The organism is Cytobacillus sp. NJ13 (assembly GCA_030348385.1).
Lineage (GTDB): Bacteria > Bacillota > Bacilli > Bacillales > Cytobacillaceae > Cytobacillus.
This window is the reverse complement of sequence record JAUCFP010000006.1, coordinates 2565148-2581820: the sequence shown is the minus strand read 5'-3', so window position 1 is coordinate 2581820 and position 16673 is coordinate 2565148. Positions and strand designations below refer to the sequence as shown.

General features: G+C 44.2%; 16 protein-coding genes and 1 other annotated feature. Of the genes, 12 read left to right on the top strand and 4 right to left on the bottom strand.

From position 1 onward, the window contains the following. Positions 1 to 129 precede the first annotated feature (129 nt). The 3 genes from QUF73_12650 to QUF73_12640 all read right to left on the bottom strand — a co-directional run bounded on the left by QUF73_12650 (position 130) and on the right by QUF73_12640 (position 4280). Positions 130 to 1581, bottom strand: coding sequence for a carbon starvation CstA family protein (locus QUF73_12650; GenBank protein MDM5227055.1), 1452 nt, complete (start codon positions 1579 to 1581; stop codon positions 130 to 132). Positions 1582 to 1810: 229 nt separating this feature from the next. Continuing rightward, positions 1811 to 2542: a LytTR family DNA-binding domain-containing protein gene (locus tag QUF73_12645; GenBank protein ID MDM5227054.1), complete on the bottom strand. Its 732-nt coding sequence runs from the start codon at positions 2540 to 2542 to the stop codon at positions 1811 to 1813. Then, a complete protein-coding gene (locus tag QUF73_12640) occupies positions 2511 to 4280 on the bottom strand; it encodes a sensor histidine kinase (protein MDM5227053.1) in 1770 nt (589 codons plus the stop codon). Before QUF73_12640 ends, QUF73_12645 begins: the two co-directional genes overlap by 32 nt. 189 nt (positions 4281 to 4469) lie before the next feature. Here QUF73_12640 and QUF73_12635 point away from each other — a divergent pair, with 189 nt between their 5' ends. From QUF73_12635 to QUF73_12605, 7 genes are all read left to right on the top strand, one after another. Beyond that, on the top strand, positions 4470 to 4880 hold the full coding sequence (locus QUF73_12635; protein MDM5227052.1) for a GNAT family N-acetyltransferase: 411 nt from the start codon (positions 4470 to 4472) through the stop codon (positions 4878 to 4880). Between the two features lie 169 nt (positions 4881 to 5049). Further along, a complete protein-coding gene (locus QUF73_12630; GenBank protein ID MDM5227051.1) occupies positions 5050 to 5760 on the top strand; it encodes a DUF2268 domain-containing putative Zn-dependent protease in 711 nt (236 codons plus the stop codon). After that, a complete protein-coding gene (locus QUF73_12625) occupies positions 5761 to 6393 on the top strand; it encodes an NUDIX domain-containing protein (GenBank protein ID MDM5227050.1) in 633 nt (210 codons plus the stop codon). Positions 6394 to 6410: 17 nt separating this feature from the next. Continuing rightward, a complete protein-coding gene (locus QUF73_12620; protein MDM5227049.1) occupies positions 6411 to 6974 on the top strand; it encodes a hypothetical protein in 564 nt (187 codons plus the stop codon). A gap of 58 nt (positions 6975 to 7032) precedes the next feature. Continuing rightward, positions 7033 to 7773 (top strand): type I methionyl aminopeptidase, encoded by a 741-nt coding sequence (map, locus tag QUF73_12615; GenBank protein MDM5227048.1) that lies wholly within the window; start codon positions 7033 to 7035, stop codon positions 7771 to 7773. Between the two features lie 146 nt (positions 7774 to 7919). Beyond that, positions 7920 to 8127: a binding site (T-box leader), on the top strand. Between the two features lie 48 nt (positions 8128 to 8175). Continuing rightward, the gene (gene tyrS / locus QUF73_12610; protein MDM5227047.1) at positions 8176 to 9432 is read left to right on the top strand and encodes a tyrosine--tRNA ligase; all 1257 of its coding nucleotides are present in this window, start codon (positions 8176 to 8178) and stop codon (positions 9430 to 9432) included. 78 nt (positions 9433 to 9510) lie between these two features. Next, positions 9511 to 10506 (top strand): zinc-binding dehydrogenase, encoded by a 996-nt coding sequence (locus tag QUF73_12605; protein ID MDM5227046.1) that lies wholly within the window; start codon positions 9511 to 9513, stop codon positions 10504 to 10506. A 110-nt stretch (positions 10507 to 10616) separates the two neighbouring features. Here the strand turns inward: QUF73_12605 and QUF73_12600 are convergent, their stop codons facing one another. Beyond that, positions 10617 to 11660, bottom strand: coding sequence for a lactonase family protein (locus QUF73_12600; protein MDM5227045.1), 1044 nt, complete (start codon positions 11658 to 11660; stop codon positions 10617 to 10619). Positions 11661 to 11785: 125 nt separating this feature from the next. Between QUF73_12600 and QUF73_12595 the strand changes: the two genes are divergently transcribed. From QUF73_12595 to mtnA, 5 genes are all read left to right on the top strand, one after another. Then, positions 11786 to 12550, top strand: a complete 765-nt coding sequence (locus QUF73_12595) for a hypothetical protein (protein ID MDM5227044.1) — start codon at positions 11786 to 11788, stop codon at positions 12548 to 12550. Between the two features lie 188 nt (positions 12551 to 12738). Continuing rightward, positions 12739 to 13035: a hypothetical protein gene (locus QUF73_12590; protein ID MDM5227043.1), complete on the top strand. Its 297-nt coding sequence runs from the start codon at positions 12739 to 12741 to the stop codon at positions 13033 to 13035. Between the two features lie 120 nt (positions 13036 to 13155). Then, positions 13156 to 13971, top strand: a complete 816-nt coding sequence (locus QUF73_12585; protein MDM5227042.1) for an STAS domain-containing protein — start codon at positions 13156 to 13158, stop codon at positions 13969 to 13971. Between the two features lie 153 nt (positions 13972 to 14124). Further along, entirely contained in the window at positions 14125 to 15348 is a 1224-nt protein-coding gene (gene mtnK / locus QUF73_12580; GenBank protein ID MDM5227041.1) for an S-methyl-5-thioribose kinase, read from the top strand. 10 nt (positions 15349 to 15358) lie between these two features. Further along, entirely contained in the window at positions 15359 to 16420 is a 1062-nt protein-coding gene (gene mtnA / locus QUF73_12575) for an S-methyl-5-thioribose-1-phosphate isomerase (GenBank protein ID MDM5227040.1), read from the top strand. The last annotated feature ends 253 nt before the right edge of the window (positions 16421 to 16673 follow it).

Sequence of the window (16673 nt, the reverse complement as noted above, 5' to 3'; positions counted from 1 at the left end):
ATAACCCGATTAAAGATATTACACCAAAAATCAACTTGGCAGGAAGAGGAAGAGAATCTGTGCCTTTTTTGTTTACTATCTTCTCTTCCTCATTTACCGTTTCTCTGTAATTTGGACTGCAGCAGCCCATTAAGCGGATTTCTTCCAGCCGGAAATATCTTCTTCAAGCGGCAGGTTATTCGCCCGGGCCTTTTTAGCAGCGGAGAAGAATAGAGCCACAAGAATGACTGTACCGATTGCTCCGCAAATCCAGGAAGCATTCATCGATAAACCGAACCCGATTTGCGCATTAAAGATATAGGTTAAAACCATCAGCAGCATGAATATTCCCGGAATAAGAGAGATCCAGTAATTCTTCTTTGCGATATACAAGTACATGGCACCGACAAACAGCGCGATGACCGCAGTTGATTGGTTAGCCCAGCTGAAGTATCTCCATAGAATGTTAAAGTCGATTTGAGTAAGTGCCAGAGAAATCACGAACAAAGGAATAGCGATCCACAAACGGCTTGAGAATTTCTTCTGTGCAAAATTAATATAGTCAGCAATAATCATACGTGCACTTCGGAAAGCTGTATCTCCGGAAGTGATTGGAAGGACAACTACTCCAAGAATGGCAAGTGTTCCGCCAATCGCTCCAAGCATCATAGTGGAAGCTTCACTGACGACTGCTCCAGGACCTCCGTTTGCAAGGAAATCACTTAAACCGTTATATCCATCAAATAAACTCATCGCAGCAGCAGCCCAGATCATAGCGATAATACCTTCTGCAATCATCATGCCATAGAAAATCTTGCGTCCCTGGTTTTCATTTTGAGTCGTACGGGAAATAATCGGCGTCTGTGTCGCATGGAAGCCGGAAAGAGCACCGCAAGTGATAGTGAAAAACAGCAATGGGAAAATAGGTGCGTTAGCCGGATGGAAATTCTGCAGTGAAATTTCCGGAATATCAGCACCAGTTGCCACTAAACCAATACCTACTCCAAGGGCGCTGATTAAAAGCAATGCGCCAAAGTATGGGTATAGACGGCCGATAATTTTATCAACAGGCAGCAAAGTCGCCAAAATATAATAGATGAAAATCGCAGCAATGATTAGTGTTAGTGAGATCTTCTGATCCATCACCACATAAAGCAGATCAGCAGGAGTAGTAACAAACACCGTACCAACCAATAACAGAAGAAGAACAGCGAAAGCGTTCACAACATGTTTCATAACTTTTCCAAGGAACTTGCTCGCAAGCTCAGGCAAATGCGCGCCGCGGTTCCGGATCGAAATCATTCCTGTTAAATAATCATGAACAGCACCGGCAAAAATACAGCCGACCACGATCCAGATAAAGGCAACAGGTCCATAAAGCGCTCCCATAATCGGGCCGAAAATCGGACCAGTACCAGCAATATTTAATAATTGAATCAGCGAGTTCTTTGGTGTGCTCATAGCGATATAGTCTACACCGTCAGCATGCGTGTAGGCAGGAGTCGTCCGTGCCTCCTTCACACCGAATACTTTTTCAACAAACTTGCCGTACGTAAAATAACCAATAATTAAAAGTGCAATACAGACTAAAAAAGTAATCATCATTATCCTCCTTTATGAATGCGTTTACATAAATTATATAAGAAGAAGAGGAAATTTGAACAATTTGTGCCCAACATGTAAAAAACAAAGATTAAAATGCAGTGATGGGGGATTAACATGCATCAAAGGGTGGGAATCTATAGAAAATTCATTATATTCGACACAATAACAGCGCATTACTGCTCACAAACTTAACCCCCCACAAAAAAAGCACCGTCCCCGATGCTTTTTACAACTCCAATCGCACCCGCAGTGCCTTCACATAATTCCGGCTCACAGACAAGAGTTCATTCCGTCCTTCCATCTCAAGCTGGTATGCCCCGTTGAACCAGGGGGTGAGTCTTGTGACATAATCCAGATTCACCAGATAGCTTTTATGAATCCGGAAAAAGCTGAAGGGAAGCAGCCGGCTCTCCAAATCTTTCAGCGGGGTTTTGGTTTCATGCTCCCCGGTTCTGGTTATAATCCTGGATACTTTTTCATCCCGGTAGATATAGAGGATTTCTTTTGGTTCGAGGTATAGAATTTCCCCAACTTCTTCAACAGCCAGCTTGCCGGACGGCTTGCTGAGGTCATTTTCTTTTTTGGAGCCAATCAATTTTTCCACGCGCCTGATGGTCTGTTCCAGCTGTTCTTCGTCGTATGGCTTCAGTAAATAATCGGTTGCTTCATAGCGGAAGGCTTCAGCAGCAAACTGCGGGTAGGCAGTGGCAAAGATGATGAGCGGCACTTTTTTCAGCTCCTGCAGTGATTTGGCAGCTTCCATCCCGTTCATCTTGGGCATCTCCACATCAAGGAAAACGACGTCCGGCTGAAGCTGGATGGCTTTCATCACGGCCGCTTCGCCAGATTCAGCCTCGCCGACAACCTGGATAGCAGGAAATTCCTCAAGTAAATGCTTTAATTCATCTCTGCTGTATCTTTCGTCATCAGCGATTAAGGTTCGGATCGTTTTTTCCATCAGCTTTTTCCTCCGTTTGCGGAATGGCGAATTGAATGTCGGTGCCGATGCCTGGTGTGCTCGCAATTTGCAGCGAAGCTTCATCACCAAACATCATGGTCAGCCGGCGGTTTACATTGTACAATGCAAGTCCGGAGCCCGATTCTGACTGCAGGGTTTCCTTGCCGAGCTGTTCGGCTCTTTCCCGGCTCATTCCCTGTCCATTATCCTTCACTTTTACTATCGTCATTCCGTCCTGTTTCTGAATTTTGATCATAATGATACAGTCCTGTTCCTTGTTCTTAATTCCATGCTTTACGGCATTTTCCACAATCGGCTGCAGAGTGAGCGGCGGGATTCTTTCCAAAAGGGAATCTTCATCAATGTCATAAATGACTTCGAGCCGATCCACAAACCGGGTTTCTTCAATTGACAGATAAGCCCTTACATGTCTGAGCTCCTGTTCAAGGGTCGTACAGCTGACTGTCGTGGCCGTCAGGTTTTGCCGCAGAAAATGCGATAAGGATACGAGCAATTTCCGTGCCTGGGCAGGCTCGATCCGCACAAGGGAGATAATCGTATTTAATGAATTAAATAAAAAATGCGGTGATATTTGCGCTTGCAGCGCTTTAATTTCAGCTTCCTTTGCCAGCTGGTAGGCTTTATCAGCCTCAGCGATCTCGAGCTGATTGCTGAGCAGTACACTTAGCCCCGAGATCAGTTCCATCACGAGATTAGTCATTTCTTTTTCAGAAGTGAAGTAAAATTTCAGCGTTCCGATCGTTTCGCCCCGAAGCTTTAAAGGAGCGACAATGGCTGCGCCAAGAGGGCAGTTTTCCTGCCGGCAGTGAATGGTCTGGTCATTGGCAACCACAATTTCCCCGTGCTGAATGACATCCCGTGTGATCTGGGTCTGGATCGGGCTTCCGGAACGGTGGTGGTCATTTCCCAGGCCGACATGGGCAAGGATTTCGGTGTGATTGGTGATCGCAACTGCTTTCATGTGAAGTTCCTTATGTAAAATCAGGCAGACTGCCAGAGCGGACTTATGATTAATGCCTTCACGAAGGTGTGCAAGCGTCTGGTCAGCAATTCTAAGCGTTTTTTGTGCATGAAAAGCACCTGCTTTTTCTTCTTCGTTAATGACATTTTTTATGATCAGCAAAAATAGGGCACTGCCAAGTCCATTTGCTATAATCATGGGAATTCCAATCATTTCGACAAGCGCAAGCGCTTTTTCTATAGGCCGTGAAATTCCAAGAATAATCAGCATCTGTACAGCTTCAGCTGTTGCACCAATAAAGAAGGCTGAGGATAGCTTCACATGTTCATTTTTCCGTCGGAAAAAGCCGGCAAGCAGCCCTGCCACTATGGACGCCAGCCCGCAGGCAATCCCGGTAAAGCCGCCAAGTGTAAATCGGTGGAATCCTGCTATAATTCCTGCGCCAACCCCTACTTTAGGGCCGCCAAGCAATCCGGCGAGCACGACCCCGACTACCCTGGAATTGGCAATGGCTTCATCTGAAGCAAGCTCGGATGCCCAGCGGTTAAACTGCAGTGTGTCCGTATTGAAGGCCAGCCCGGAATAGGTTCCAATGATGCCAAAGAAACCGAAAAAAAGAATGGCTTTATACTCCTGCTGCCGTTTTAATCTTTCGCCATAAATCATCTCTCTGAAAAAGCGGAACCTTGTCAGAATCAGCGCAATGGTGACAATGATTCCGAGCCGCTCCAGCATTGTAATCAGCAATTCAAGCATCCATAATGCCCCTTTAACCAAGTTTGTTATCATTATTTTAATAAATTTAAGAGTAAATGAAAAATGACCTGTTTGAATTTTTCAAAAAAATGTACAGGCTTTTCCTGCATATTTGTCGAAAATTTATTGTATTAAAGAGTCAGGAGGATTTTTGAATGCTTCTTTCTGATATAAAAGGGAGCTGATAAAATGATCGAATATGCAGTGAATTCAGAAGGAATTTCAGCAGATATGCTGGAAGGTTTTTTTGATGGGTGGCCAAATCCGCCGGGCCCAGAAAAACATCTGAAGCTTCTAAAAAACAGCACGAAAATCGTACTTGCCGTTGACCGTGATAAAAATGCAGTGGCTGGGTTCATCACAGCAATCAGCGATGGAGTGCTATCAGCCTACATTCCGCTGCTCGAAGTACTACCTGATTACCAGCAGCAGGGAATCGGTCAAAAGCTGGTCACCCGTATGCTGGAAGAGCTGGACGGTATTTATATGATTGACGTCATGTGTGATCCTGAATTGCAGCGGTTTTATGAAAGATTCGGAATGATCAAATCTTACGGAATGGTGCATCGGAATTATCAGAATCAATCAGGAAAGCAGTGACAGGGGATACCGCAAGCTGGGTATCCCTTCTGCTTACCTCTAATAAGGAGGACTTTCTATAAAGTACACCCTCAATCAAATTACACCTGAAGAACTAATTGAAAACCAGCTTAACCTAAAGGGTTTCCTTCAATCTCAGATCAGTCCCTTGATCGGCAGGAAATCCTGGATGCAGGACTGGGAACAGCTGGCCAATAGATTTCAGCTATTTAAATTTGCAGCGTTGCCAGAAGCGGAGGCTATTAAATACAGCTGGAATCCTGAGGAGATTTCAGCAATCATCGAAGAAACGTGCAAGGAAGCTGAGAGGCATCTTCACTTCGAAAGCCTGACCATAACAATCGTGCCTGCACTTCCTTTCCCATGGTTTCAGAATTTCGATCAATCACTGTGGACAAATGGCTACACAATAGGTCCAGATACCATCATCCTTGCTATTCCGCCTCAGCCGGACCCCGACTTTTTAAAATATATGCTAGCCCATGAGCTCCATCATGCTTCCCCTGAAAATCCGATCTACAATCTTACATTGGAAACCTTCACTCTTGCGGACTGGTATAAAATGGAGGGGGGCGCTGAGTATTTCAGTCTTTCACTTTATAAGGATAAACGCTGGTGGAAGAAAGAATTTACTGAGGAAATCGAGCAGAATTATATAGAAATTGCCCGGCAAAACCTGAGTACAGCAGACGAGGTTTTAAAAAGCAAAATCTGTTTTGGCAATAAAGAGATGGGCATCCCGTTATTTGCCGGCTATTCATTTGCTTATAAAATGGTAAGGCATTATGCAGAGAAGGAGAAAATTAGGAGGTATCGGGATTTATATCAAGCAGACCCGCATGAAATATTCAATAGCTATATGATCAAGGAGGCCATTTAATTGGAGACAGAACTTCTGAATATTTTTGATGAAAGCCGAAAACAAATCGGTGTGGCTACCCGTGAAGATGTCCATAAAAAAGGTCACTGGCATGAAACCTTTCATTGCTGGTTCATCAGCAGGGAAAAAGATCAGGATTATATATATTTTCAATACCGCAGCAAGGAAAAGAATGATTATCCAGGCCTTTTGGATATAACCGCCGCTGGCCACCTCTTAAGCAATGAATCTGTCATGGACGGCATGAGGGAAGTGGAGGAAGAACTGGGGATTCGTGTTGATTTTGCGGACCTGGTGCCACTGGGCGTCATTGATTATATCGTGGAAAAAGAAAATTTTATCGACAAAGAATTGGCCCATGTTTTTCTTTATTACAGCAATCATTTATTAGAGGAGTTCAGCTTGCAGCCAGAAGAGGTTACGGGTATTTACCGGATTGCCCTGGAAGATTTTTATGAACTGTGGTTCTGCGGAAAAGAATTCACTGAGGCAGAGGGATTCCAAGTAGACAATGGCATAAGAATCCCCAACTCCTTAAATGTGAGGAAAACGGACTTTGTCCCTCATCAGGATTACTATTATAAGCGTGTGCTGCATTCGATGCGTGAACAGATTGTTCAATCAAAGGTATGATTGAAGGGAAGAAGACAATGAGAAAGGTGTTCTTCATACTTTTTGTGCTATTTCTGGCAGGGAGTTCACCATCATTTGCAACAAAATGGCTTGAACTTCATCCTGAAAAGGTTGAATCCCGCTCACAAGTTATTGTGCTGGGTACATATAATTTTAAAAGTAAACAAAAATCAAGCAAGGGCATTTTTTATGAAAGACAGTTTCAAGTCGAAAAGGTATATAAAGGAGAAGCAGCAGAAACCATAACGGCAGGCATTGATAGTAACGATACTGGATGGGCAGAGGAATTTCAGCAGGAAGGCGGCAAGTTCCTGCTATTTTTGGAAAAAACAAAGGAAGCCCGGTTTCTTGTACCCGTTGCAGGCCCCAATGGAATGGTTCAAGTGCAGGATGACAGGATTTTATCAGGGCATGAGAATTTTTACGGGCAAATACTGAGCGGAGAAGCAAGAAAACCTAGCCCTCCTAAATCAAATGAAGGAGGACATCTGCTTGAAGTCTTGCTGTTTTCCTTAATAGGACTTATCACTTTCCTGTTGATTATCAGGTTTTTAGCAAGAGAAAAGGCGAAATCTTATTAAGCGCGCCACATTTAGATTATAATAGAGAAATAACAACTAATGAAAAGGCAGGATTCTTATGATAGTAAAAAATGAGGAAGAATTAGCAAAACTAAAGGAAATCGGCAGAATTGTCGCGGAGATTCGCGATGTGATGATTGAAAAAACAAAGCCGGGCGTAACAACCAAGGAGCTCGATGACATAGCCGGAGAACTTTTTGAAAAGCACGGAGCGATATCAGGCCCTAAAGGAGAATACGATTTTCCAGGCTTCACATGCATAAGCGTGAATGAAGAAGTGGCCCATGGCATTCCTGGAAGCCGTGTGATTAAAGAGGGCGATCTTGTAAATATTGATGTTTCAGGATCAAAAGATGGATACTTTGCAGACACAGGCCTATCATTTGTCGTTGGTGAAGACGAGAAGCTGCAAAAATTATGTGATGCGGCTCAGGAGGCATTCGATGAAGGACTGAAAAAATTAAAGCCGGGCGGCAAGCTGAGCCTTGTCGGAAAGACAGTTCACAAAGTTGCCAAAAACAATGGATTCAACGTTATCATGAATCTGACTGGACACGGTGTCGGCCGCTCCCTTCATGAAAAGCCGGACCATATCCTGAACTATTTTGATCCATGGGATAAGCAGCTGTTAAGAGAAGGCATGGTTGTCGCCTTCGAGCCTTTTATCTCAAGCGGAGATGAAGAAGTAAGGGAAATGAGCGACGGCTGGACGTTCGTCACACCTAACAAAAGCCATGTTGCCCAATGTGAACATACCGTTGTCATCACAAAAGAAGGACCAATTATCATAACGAAATAAGCATGGACCAGGGGCATTGCATGTTCCTGGTTTTTATATAGTATTACGGTTAAAGCTCGTTCCGAAAAAACTTCATTTAATATTGCTTGCGAAAAAAACACTTGAACAATCCCCTCCATTCCGCTAAAATAATAAAAATTTCAAATTTTAACGTAATGACAGAAACAAGTAGCTGCTTATCTCCCTGTTGAAGAGAGCTGATGCCTGGTGAAAATCAGTATATAGATAACAGTGAACTACCTTCTTGAACTTTCTCTGTGAACAATAGTAGCAGGGAACGGCACGGACCGTTAATCGGCTGAGTGGAAGAGCAATCTTCAAAAAGGGTGGTACCGCGTTAACCACGTCCCTTTCTTTAGGGGCGTGGTTTTTTGTATTCAAATGAAAGAAAGGATGGGGGACATGGAGAATTTTATTGAAAAATTAACAGCTGAACAAAAATTCGAAGCAGAGAGGCAGCTGGAGGTTTACCGCAATGGCGTCCAGGAGATTCTGCCGGAAGCGGAGCTGAAGAATAAAATAGCCAAATCCATTTTTCAAAACCAGCCTTTAAAAATTAAGCTGGGGCTTGATCCTTCTGCGCCGGATGTCCATATCGGCCATACGGTTGTGCTGAATAAATTAAAACAGTTCCAGGACAACGGCCACATCATCCAGCTGATTATTGGCGATTTCACCGGGAAAATTGGCGACCCGACAGGCAAATCGTCAGCCCGAAACCAGCTCACCGATGAAGAGGTGAAGCATAATGCCAAAACATACTTCGAACAATTCAGTAAAGTGCTGGACATGGAGAAAGTCGATCTTCATTACAACTCAGCATGGCTATCGGACCTCCAGCTCGAAGACGTCATCCGCCTGTCTGCCAGCATAACAGTTGCCCGCCTGCTGGAACGCAACGACTTTTCAGAGCGCCTGGCCACAGGCAAACCGATCTCGCTTCATGAATTTTTCTACCCGCTGATGCAGGGCTATGACTCGGTTGCTCTAGAAAGCGATATCGAGCTTGGCGGCAATGATCAGCACTTCAATGTCCTGATGGGACGCCATCTGCAGGAGCATTTCCAAAAAGAAAAGCAGGTGGTCATCCTGATGCCGCTCCTTGAAGGCCTGGATGGCAAAGAGAAAATGTCCAAATCAAAAAACAATTACATTGGTGTGGATGAGGATCCCAATAATATGTACGGCAAAACCATGTCCATCCCGGATGAGCTGATCGCAAAATACTTCAATCTCGCAACAGATCTGCCAGTAAAAGAAAAACAGCAAATTGCATATGGGCTTGAAAACGGCGCACTGCACCCGCGTGACGCCAAAATGCTTTTAGGCAGAACAATCGTCCGCATGTACCATGGCACAGGTGCAGCCGATAAAGCCGAACTGCATTTCAAAACCATTTTCCAAAAGGGAGCCATGCCGGATGAGATCCCGGAAGCTGAATGGAAGGGTGAAGATGAAGTCCTCATTACGGACCTGATTGCCGTCCTCGGCCTGCTTTCCTCCAAAACGGAAGCGAGAAAAATGATTGCAGGCGGCGGCATCCGTTTAGACGGAGAGAAAGTCGGCGATGTTCAGATGCTCGTGAAAATCACAGACGGATTAGTTCTTCAGGCAGGGAAAAGAAAATTTGTGAAACTAAGGCTCAGCACTACAAAGTAGGCAAATCGCTTTTTTCTCCTGCTACTTTCAAGATATGATAGAATAGACGAAATTTTTAAAGAAAAGCAGGTGGAGGAAATGAAAGCGATTATTCATGAAGGAAAAGCAGGCCGCGCCGGATTATCTTATGGGGAAATTGAAAGGCCCGAGCCGGGTGCCGGTGAGGTCAGAGTCAAATTGAAAACAGCAGGCTTGAACCATCGTGATTTATTTGTTCTGAACCGCCATAAGCCAGAAGAACCTGCGCTTGTCATCGGTTCAGATGGAGCGGGAATCATAGACGCAGTCGGCGAAGGCGTTACAGACGTGAAGCCAGGTGATGAAGTCATCATCAATCCCGGGCTGGGCTGGAAGGAAAAAAGTGATGCACCGCCGTCAGGCTTTGAAATTGTCGGCTTGCCGTTTCATGGCACATTCGCCGAATATATCATCATTCCGGCTGAAAACGTAGCACCTAAGCCGGCGTATTTAACCTGGGAGGAAGCGGGCGTCCTATCCCTGGCAGCACTAACCGCCTACAGAGCATTATTCTCAAGAGGAAAGCTTCAGTCAGGCATGAAGGTGTTCATTCCCGGGATTGGAGGAGGCGTGGCAACCTTCTTAATGCAATTCGCAAAAGCAGCGGGAGCAACTGTTTACGCAGCTTCCCGTTCAGAGGAAAAATGTCAGAGAGCGCTTGAACTCGGTGCGGATAAAGCCCTGAACAGCAGTGAAGACTGGAACGTAGTCCTTGGCGGGGAAAAAGTCGATCTTGTCATTGAATCAGTTGGCCCGGCAACATTCAATAAATCGCTCGAAATCCTGCGTAATGGCGGCACCATCGTAACATTTGGCTCCTCCACAGGAGATCAGCTGCAACTCAACCTCCGCAGCCTCTTTTACGCACAGCAAAATCTGCTTGGCTCAACAATGGGCAGTGCAGAAGAGTATCATGAAATGCTTCAGTTTATTGAAAAGCATCAAATCAGGCCTGTGCTGGATGAGGCACTGATGCTTGATCAATTCGAGCAGGCTTTTGATAAAATGGAAAACGCAGAACAATGGGGGAAGATTGCCTTTAAAATAAGTGTATAAAAATTGGGTGAGATTCTGCGAAATGCAGTATCTCACCCAATTTCTTCCTGTCTAGCTCCAGAGCCTGCCCCCTCGAGGTGTCGGGGGTGGGCAAGGATCTTCCGCTTTTCTTACACATGTAAAAACTTCACACAAACCGGATCCGGAACCATTACATCTGATTGAAGCAGTGTAAGCGTCCCGTTGTTTTCATCACGGGAATACAAAACAATATTGCTGGAATTCTGGTTGGAGCCAATCACAAATTTTTCGGTCGGATCGAGCACAAAGTCGCGCGGCCAGTTTCCTTCTGTGGAGGTATGTTCCACAAACGCAAGCTCTCCATTATCCTGATTGACGGAGAACACAGCAATGCTGTCGTGCCCGCGGTTGCCGGCATAAATAAAGCGGCCGTCGGAAGAGATATGAATGGCACTTCCCTGGTTATTTTCCGTAAAACCTTCCGGAAGCGTGGAAATAGCCTGTTTTTGAACGAAGCTCCCATCCTCATGATACTGAAGCAAAAGAACCTCTGAGCTAAACTCGGTCATCACATAGGCGTACCTTCCATTTGGATGGAACACAAGGTGTCTCGGACCGCTGCCCGGCTTTACAGACAGGATGCTTTTTTCCTTCAGAATGCCTTCATTCAATTCATACGTAATCACCTGGTCCGTTCCCAGGTCAACTGCAGCTAAATACTTTTCGTCCAGAGTAAGTCCAGCATAGTGAGTATGCGGTTTTTCCTGCCTGCTGTCCGGTCCTGATCCGCTATGTTCAATAACCGAAACGGCAGGGTTTAGAGAGCCGTCTTCATTTGTTAAGTAAGATTCCACTGTCCCTTTATGGTAGTTTGCACTGAAGACATAACGTACGGATGAATCCACACTGACATGGCAAGGAGGAGAGCCCTCTGCCACCTGGCTGTTGATCTTCTCAAGTGAACCGCTGCTGCTTTCCAGACGATACGCAGCTACTCCGCCGGATTCGCCTTCCTTGGCTACCGAGTATAAATATTGATTATCCTGGCTGATCGTTAAATAAGTGGGATTATCCAGTTTCCCTGCCGTTTTCACATCGGAAATTCTGCCTGCTTCTGTATCCAGAATAAATGAATAAATCCCTTCACTTTCACCCTTTGTGTATGTCCCTATGTATCCTCTGTACTTGGCCATATGAAGCCTCCTTTAAATGCTTTCTTCTGAAAATACTCTATCATACATCGCAGTTCAAACAAAAGGAAGAGGAATTTTACATTCGAAAAAGAATAGTAAAAAGGTAGATATATGAGAGGATGATCATGTTGAACGCACCCCATTCCATATTGTCGATTTGGAAAAGGTTTGACTGTTTTCCGATGGAGACCCTGACAAAAGCATGGTTTTACGATAAAGCAGGAATTAAAAAGCAGCGGGATGTTTCCTTAATGAAGGAGCACCGTGCCCAATATGGCATTACCGGAAACTGTTTTGACCTTGCGATCTGGCTTCTTCATGAATTTAAGCAGGCTGGAATCCATGCCTATCCGGTTGGCCACGAATTGAAAACACCTTCTGCCCATGCGGCAGTGGTAGCAGTGGATGAAGAGGGGCGCCGCTATCTATGCGATCTGGGCGATCAATGGCTGCAGCCCATATTGATTGATCCAGAGGCAAGAGACTTTACGCCGGAAAAAGTAAGCGGATTTTTCCCGGCGGCAGATGTTCAGGTCTCATCTGAAGACGGACAGTTGGAAATTGCCTATCACCGCCCGAACGGAAAAATATCGCGGCAGAGATATGATACGGATGCAGCAGACATGAACAGTTTCCTGGAAGCAGCTGAACGATCTCAAAACACTATTTATCCAAAGGCATTACTGGAACAGCGGATTCCCTATAAAAACGAAACCGCCCACTGGGAATTTTATAATTGGAAAAGCTTTCTCAGTACTACAGAGGGCCTGTATCATGACGACCCTGCTGATACTATTGAAGAATGGGCAGCCCGGATTCATGAAAAGACAGGGTATGATATTGAGTTTTTAATAGAAGCATTGGGCTTCTACAAAAAGCTGGGAGATTGAAAAACTGATGCGGGTTGAGAATCTTTTTATCTGAATGTCACTCAAAAACTGGATTCGCTCATAAAATGGGGATCTCGCCCATAAACACAATAAAATCGCCCATAAAATCGGAATTACTTTCATAAATACAAAAAATTGCTCAAAACATCCCAAGTTCCGCCCATAACCCAGCAACCAAAGGAGCCGCCATGTATATAAAACTCTATCAATATCATATCCGCCCGGAAAACGAACAGGAGCTGATGCTGATCCAGCGGAAAGCCGGTCAAATCTACCGGAATTACATCGATGTTCAGACCAAAATTTTAAAAAACAATATAGATGATACAAAGTGGACAGAAATCAGTTTTTTTAAGTCGGAAGAGGACTATCAAAACAAGCTGCCGCTGATTAACAGCAATCCCGACATCCAGGAGCTATACAGAAGGTTTGAATCTCTGCTGATCAGCGATATAGTGGAAGAGGAATATGAGGATTGGCTTTAAAGAACATGGTTATGACTCTTCCTCTTAAGGAAATTCTCCTATTTATTCCCCATTCTGTCATTTTGAAGATATAGTAAGATATAATCGAAGCAAGACAAAAGAGAGGAGATATACACAGAGATGGAGCCTATTCAAAAAGTTTCAGCGTATCTTACTCAAAATGCGGAGGTATTATCCGAAGAGATTGTTGCAGAAATCGTAAGCCGGTTCAGTTTCGAAATTCCCAGACAGGAATTTGATGCGGCCGTTTCGATGTATATTGAGTTTATAAATTTTCTGGGAACTATGATTGCGAATAGCGAAGATCGGGTTCCTGAAGGACTGGTCGAATGGAGCAAAGGAAACGGCGAACGGGCTGCCTCCATGGGAGGGAAAATTTCCGATATTGTCACCCGATATCCGGACACTCGCCTAGTTTTTACTGATAGATTGCGCAATATAGGGAAAGAATTTGAGCTAGCAGCGGAAGAAGTTATTTCTATTGTGAAAAAAGTAAACTACATACTCGACATCAGCATTAATGAAACCGTATTTGCTTTTGAGCGCCACTCCGAGGAACAATTAAAGGAGACTCAATCCCAGGTAAATGAGCTGTCGGCAACCATCGTACCGATTCAGGACAGCATTGCAATCCTGCCATTGATCGGGAATATAGACTATGACCGGGCACAAATCATCATTGAGAAGACAGTCCCGCGGGTAAGCCAGCTGGAGATTGAAACCTTAATTATCGATTTTTCCGGCACGGTGAATATAGATATTGAAATCGCCAAACATATTTTTGATATCCGAAACATCCTTCTGCTGATCGGCGTCAGCACCATTGCCACAGGTGTCAGACCGGATTTGGCGAAAAAAGCGGTTACCCTTGGCATTGACTTATCATCTCTTGAAGTATATTCGAACGTTCTGCAGGCGATTAGAAGCATTAAATAAATGAAATGATTGAAGCTGCTCATAAAGCGGCTTTTTTTATATAAAATGATTGTCGAACCCCCAGTCACGTGATAGTATTTAGATATTTTCAAATATATTAAATTAACAAAATCATAAATACTATCAAAAAGATTCGTATTGGAGGCTTTTTGCATGACTGTTTTTACATCCGCCTATTTTACAATGACTGAACAGGAAGCCATTGAATATGCCAAAACAAGACTGAATTACTTTGCTTCAGATGCAGAGTTGGATTGCAGGGAAATTGGCGATGGCAATTTAAACTATGTGTTCAAGCTGACTGACCATAAACATAATAAGTCACTGATTATCAAACAGGCTGGACCGGTTGCCAGAATCTCTGATGAATTTAAGCTGTCTCCTGACCGCAACCGCATTGAATACGAAATTCTGGATCTTCAGAACAAACTCGCTTCAGGTTTCGTGCCTAAAGTGTTTAGCTACGATCCCGTAATGAACTGTACTGCAATGGAGGATCTGTCTGATTACACCATAATGAGAACAGCCTTAATGCAGCATGAAAAATTCCCGCTGTTTGCTGACCATATCTCGACTTTTCTGGTAAATACCCTATTGCTTACTTCCGATGTCGTAATGGGGCATAAGGAAAAGAAAGAGCTGGTCCAAAAATTCATCAACCCGGAATTGTGCGAAATTTCAGAGGACCTCGTCTTCACAGAACCGTTTTACGACTGTCCGAGAAATGAAGTGTTTGAAGGCACCAGGGAATTTGCCAAAAAGGAAATTTGGGATGATCCAAAGCTTCAGCTTGAAACTGCAAAGCTTAAATTTGAGTTTATGACCCATGCCCAGTCCCTGCTTCATGGCGATCTGCACACAGGCTCGATTTTTGTAAAAGAAGATTCTACAAAAATCATTGATCCCGAATTCGCTTTCTGCGGCCCAGCCGGCTACGATGTCGGCAATGTGATCGCCAACCTGATTTTCGCCTATGTGAACGCGAAATATACAATGGCAGATGATGAAGCAAGACAGGTTCAACTGGAATATCTCGAAAATACAATGGAAGATATTATCGACTTGTTCAAAAAGAAATTCCTGCAGACATGGGATGAGAAAGCGACTGAGCAAACAGCCCGTTATGAGGGGTTTAAAGAATATTATCTGGATACAGTCCTGCGTGACACAGCAGCTGCAGCCGGACTTGAACTGTGCAGGAGAATTATCGGGCTGGCATCTGTAAAGGATGTCACATCCATTGAAGATTACAGCAGCAGAGCTGCAGCGGAAAAGATTTGTCTGGCAGCCGGAAAAATGTTTATTATGGATAGGGAATCTTTTAAAACAGGAGCAAAATTTGTACGTGTTCTAAAAGACTGTGAAAAAAGATTCTAAAGGAGGCAGTATGATGGGAAAACCAGTGGATGTCATCCAGTCTGTCAGATTGGACGATGAAAACGACACGCTCATTCTATTAGATCAAACAGTTCTGCCGAATGAAAAGAACTTTTTGCATTTGAAAGAGTTAAAGGATATTTGGGATGCAATCTATCATTTAAAGGTCCGCGGTGCACCTGCCATTGGAATAGCGGCGGCTTACGGGGTCTATTTGGGTACAAAGCAATCAGCGGCAGCGAGCTATGAAGAACTTTATCAGGATTTTAAAAAGGCGAAGGAATACCTGGCGTCATCACGGCCAACTGCGGTTAATCTGTTTTGGGCGCTCGACCGCATGGAAGCCCGTTTCCAGAAGGAAGAAGGCAAAGCAGCAGCAGAAATAAAGCAAGCCCTGAAAAAGGAAGCAGAAAAAATACGAGCTGAGGATGAAAAGGTGTGCGAGTCGATCGGACAGCACGCGCTTTCTGTTCTTGAGCCTGGATGGGGCATTCTAACACATTGCAATGCCGGTACGATTGCCACCGCTAAATATGGGACAGCTCTTGCTCCGATTTATTTAGGGCAGGAAAAAGGATATAATTTTAAAGTATATGCCGATGAAACTCGCCCGCTTCTGCAGGGGGCCCGCCTGACTGCATGGGAGCTCGAAGAAGCAGGTGTCGATGTTACGCTTATCTGCGATAATATGGCCAGCATCGTTATGAAAGAAGGCAAGGTTCAAGCGGTACTTGTCGGCTGTGACCGTGTTGCAGCCAATGGGGATGCTGCCAATAAGATTGGAACATCAGGCGTTGCGATTCTCGCAAAACATTATAATATACCTTTCTATGTTTGTGCCCCGCTGTCAACAGTCGATCTCGCATGCAAAACAGGGGACGATATCCATATTGAATTAAGAGATTCAGAAGAGATTACTTCTAAATGGTATGAAAAGCCGATGGCGCCAGAAGGTGTGCAAACCTATAATCCTGCATTCGATGTAACAGATAATGAACTGATCACAGGCATAATAACGGAGAATGGCATAGCTTATGCACCGTTCACTGAAAGTCTGTCTAAAATGTTTTAATAGGAAGAATACCGCCTCCTGGCCAAGTGGTCAGGAGGCATTTTCATGCTAGCACTTCTATTCTTCATATCTTTAAAGCGTTTAACTAGGAGAATATCCCCGATTCCAATAAATATAGAGTGTAATTTAACTCTTTTCATCGATCAAATGCACTATTTAATTTGGGGTAATTCCTTTATTCATGGAAAATTTATGAAGTAAACAACATATGAATAGTAGAAACTATTTGTAAACCCTTCAAAATACCTGATAC

Bases quoted from the DNA above. Each gene is read 5' to 3' on its own strand.
- QUF73_12650 (MDM5227055.1), bottom strand. From the start codon at position 1,581: ATGATTACTTTTTTAGTCTGTATTGCACTTTTAATTATTGGTTATTTT.
- QUF73_12645 (MDM5227054.1), bottom strand. From the start codon at position 2,542: ATGGAAAAAACGATCCGAACCTTAATCGCTGATGACGAAAGATACAGC.
- QUF73_12640 (MDM5227053.1), bottom strand. From the start codon at position 4,280: ATGCTTGAATTGCTGATTACAATGCTGGAGCGGCTCGGAATCATTGTC.
- QUF73_12635 (MDM5227052.1), top strand. From the start codon at position 4,470: ATGATCGAATATGCAGTGAATTCAGAAGGAATTTCAGCAGATATGCTG.
- QUF73_12630 (MDM5227051.1), top strand. From the start codon at position 5,050: ATGCAGGACTGGGAACAGCTGGCCAATAGATTTCAGCTATTTAAATTT.
- QUF73_12620 (MDM5227049.1), top strand. From the start codon at position 6,411: ATGAGAAAGGTGTTCTTCATACTTTTTGTGCTATTTCTGGCAGGGAGT.
- map (MDM5227048.1), top strand. From the start codon at position 7,033: ATGATAGTAAAAAATGAGGAAGAATTAGCAAAACTAAAGGAAATCGGC.
- tyrS (MDM5227047.1), top strand. From the start codon at position 8,176: ATGGAGAATTTTATTGAAAAATTAACAGCTGAACAAAAATTCGAAGCA.
- QUF73_12605 (MDM5227046.1), top strand. From the start codon at position 9,511: ATGAAAGCGATTATTCATGAAGGAAAAGCAGGCCGCGCCGGATTATCT.
- QUF73_12600 (MDM5227045.1), bottom strand. From the start codon at position 11,660: ATGGCCAAGTACAGAGGATACATAGGGACATACACAAAGGGTGAAAGT.
- QUF73_12595 (MDM5227044.1), top strand. From the start codon at position 11,786: ATGTTGAACGCACCCCATTCCATATTGTCGATTTGGAAAAGGTTTGAC.
- QUF73_12590 (MDM5227043.1), top strand. From the start codon at position 12,739: ATGTATATAAAACTCTATCAATATCATATCCGCCCGGAAAACGAACAG.
- QUF73_12585 (MDM5227042.1), top strand. From the start codon at position 13,156: ATGGAGCCTATTCAAAAAGTTTCAGCGTATCTTACTCAAAATGCGGAG.
- mtnK (MDM5227041.1), top strand. From the start codon at position 14,125: ATGACTGTTTTTACATCCGCCTATTTTACAATGACTGAACAGGAAGCC.
- mtnA (MDM5227040.1), top strand. From the start codon at position 15,359: ATGATGGGAAAACCAGTGGATGTCATCCAGTCTGTCAGATTGGACGAT.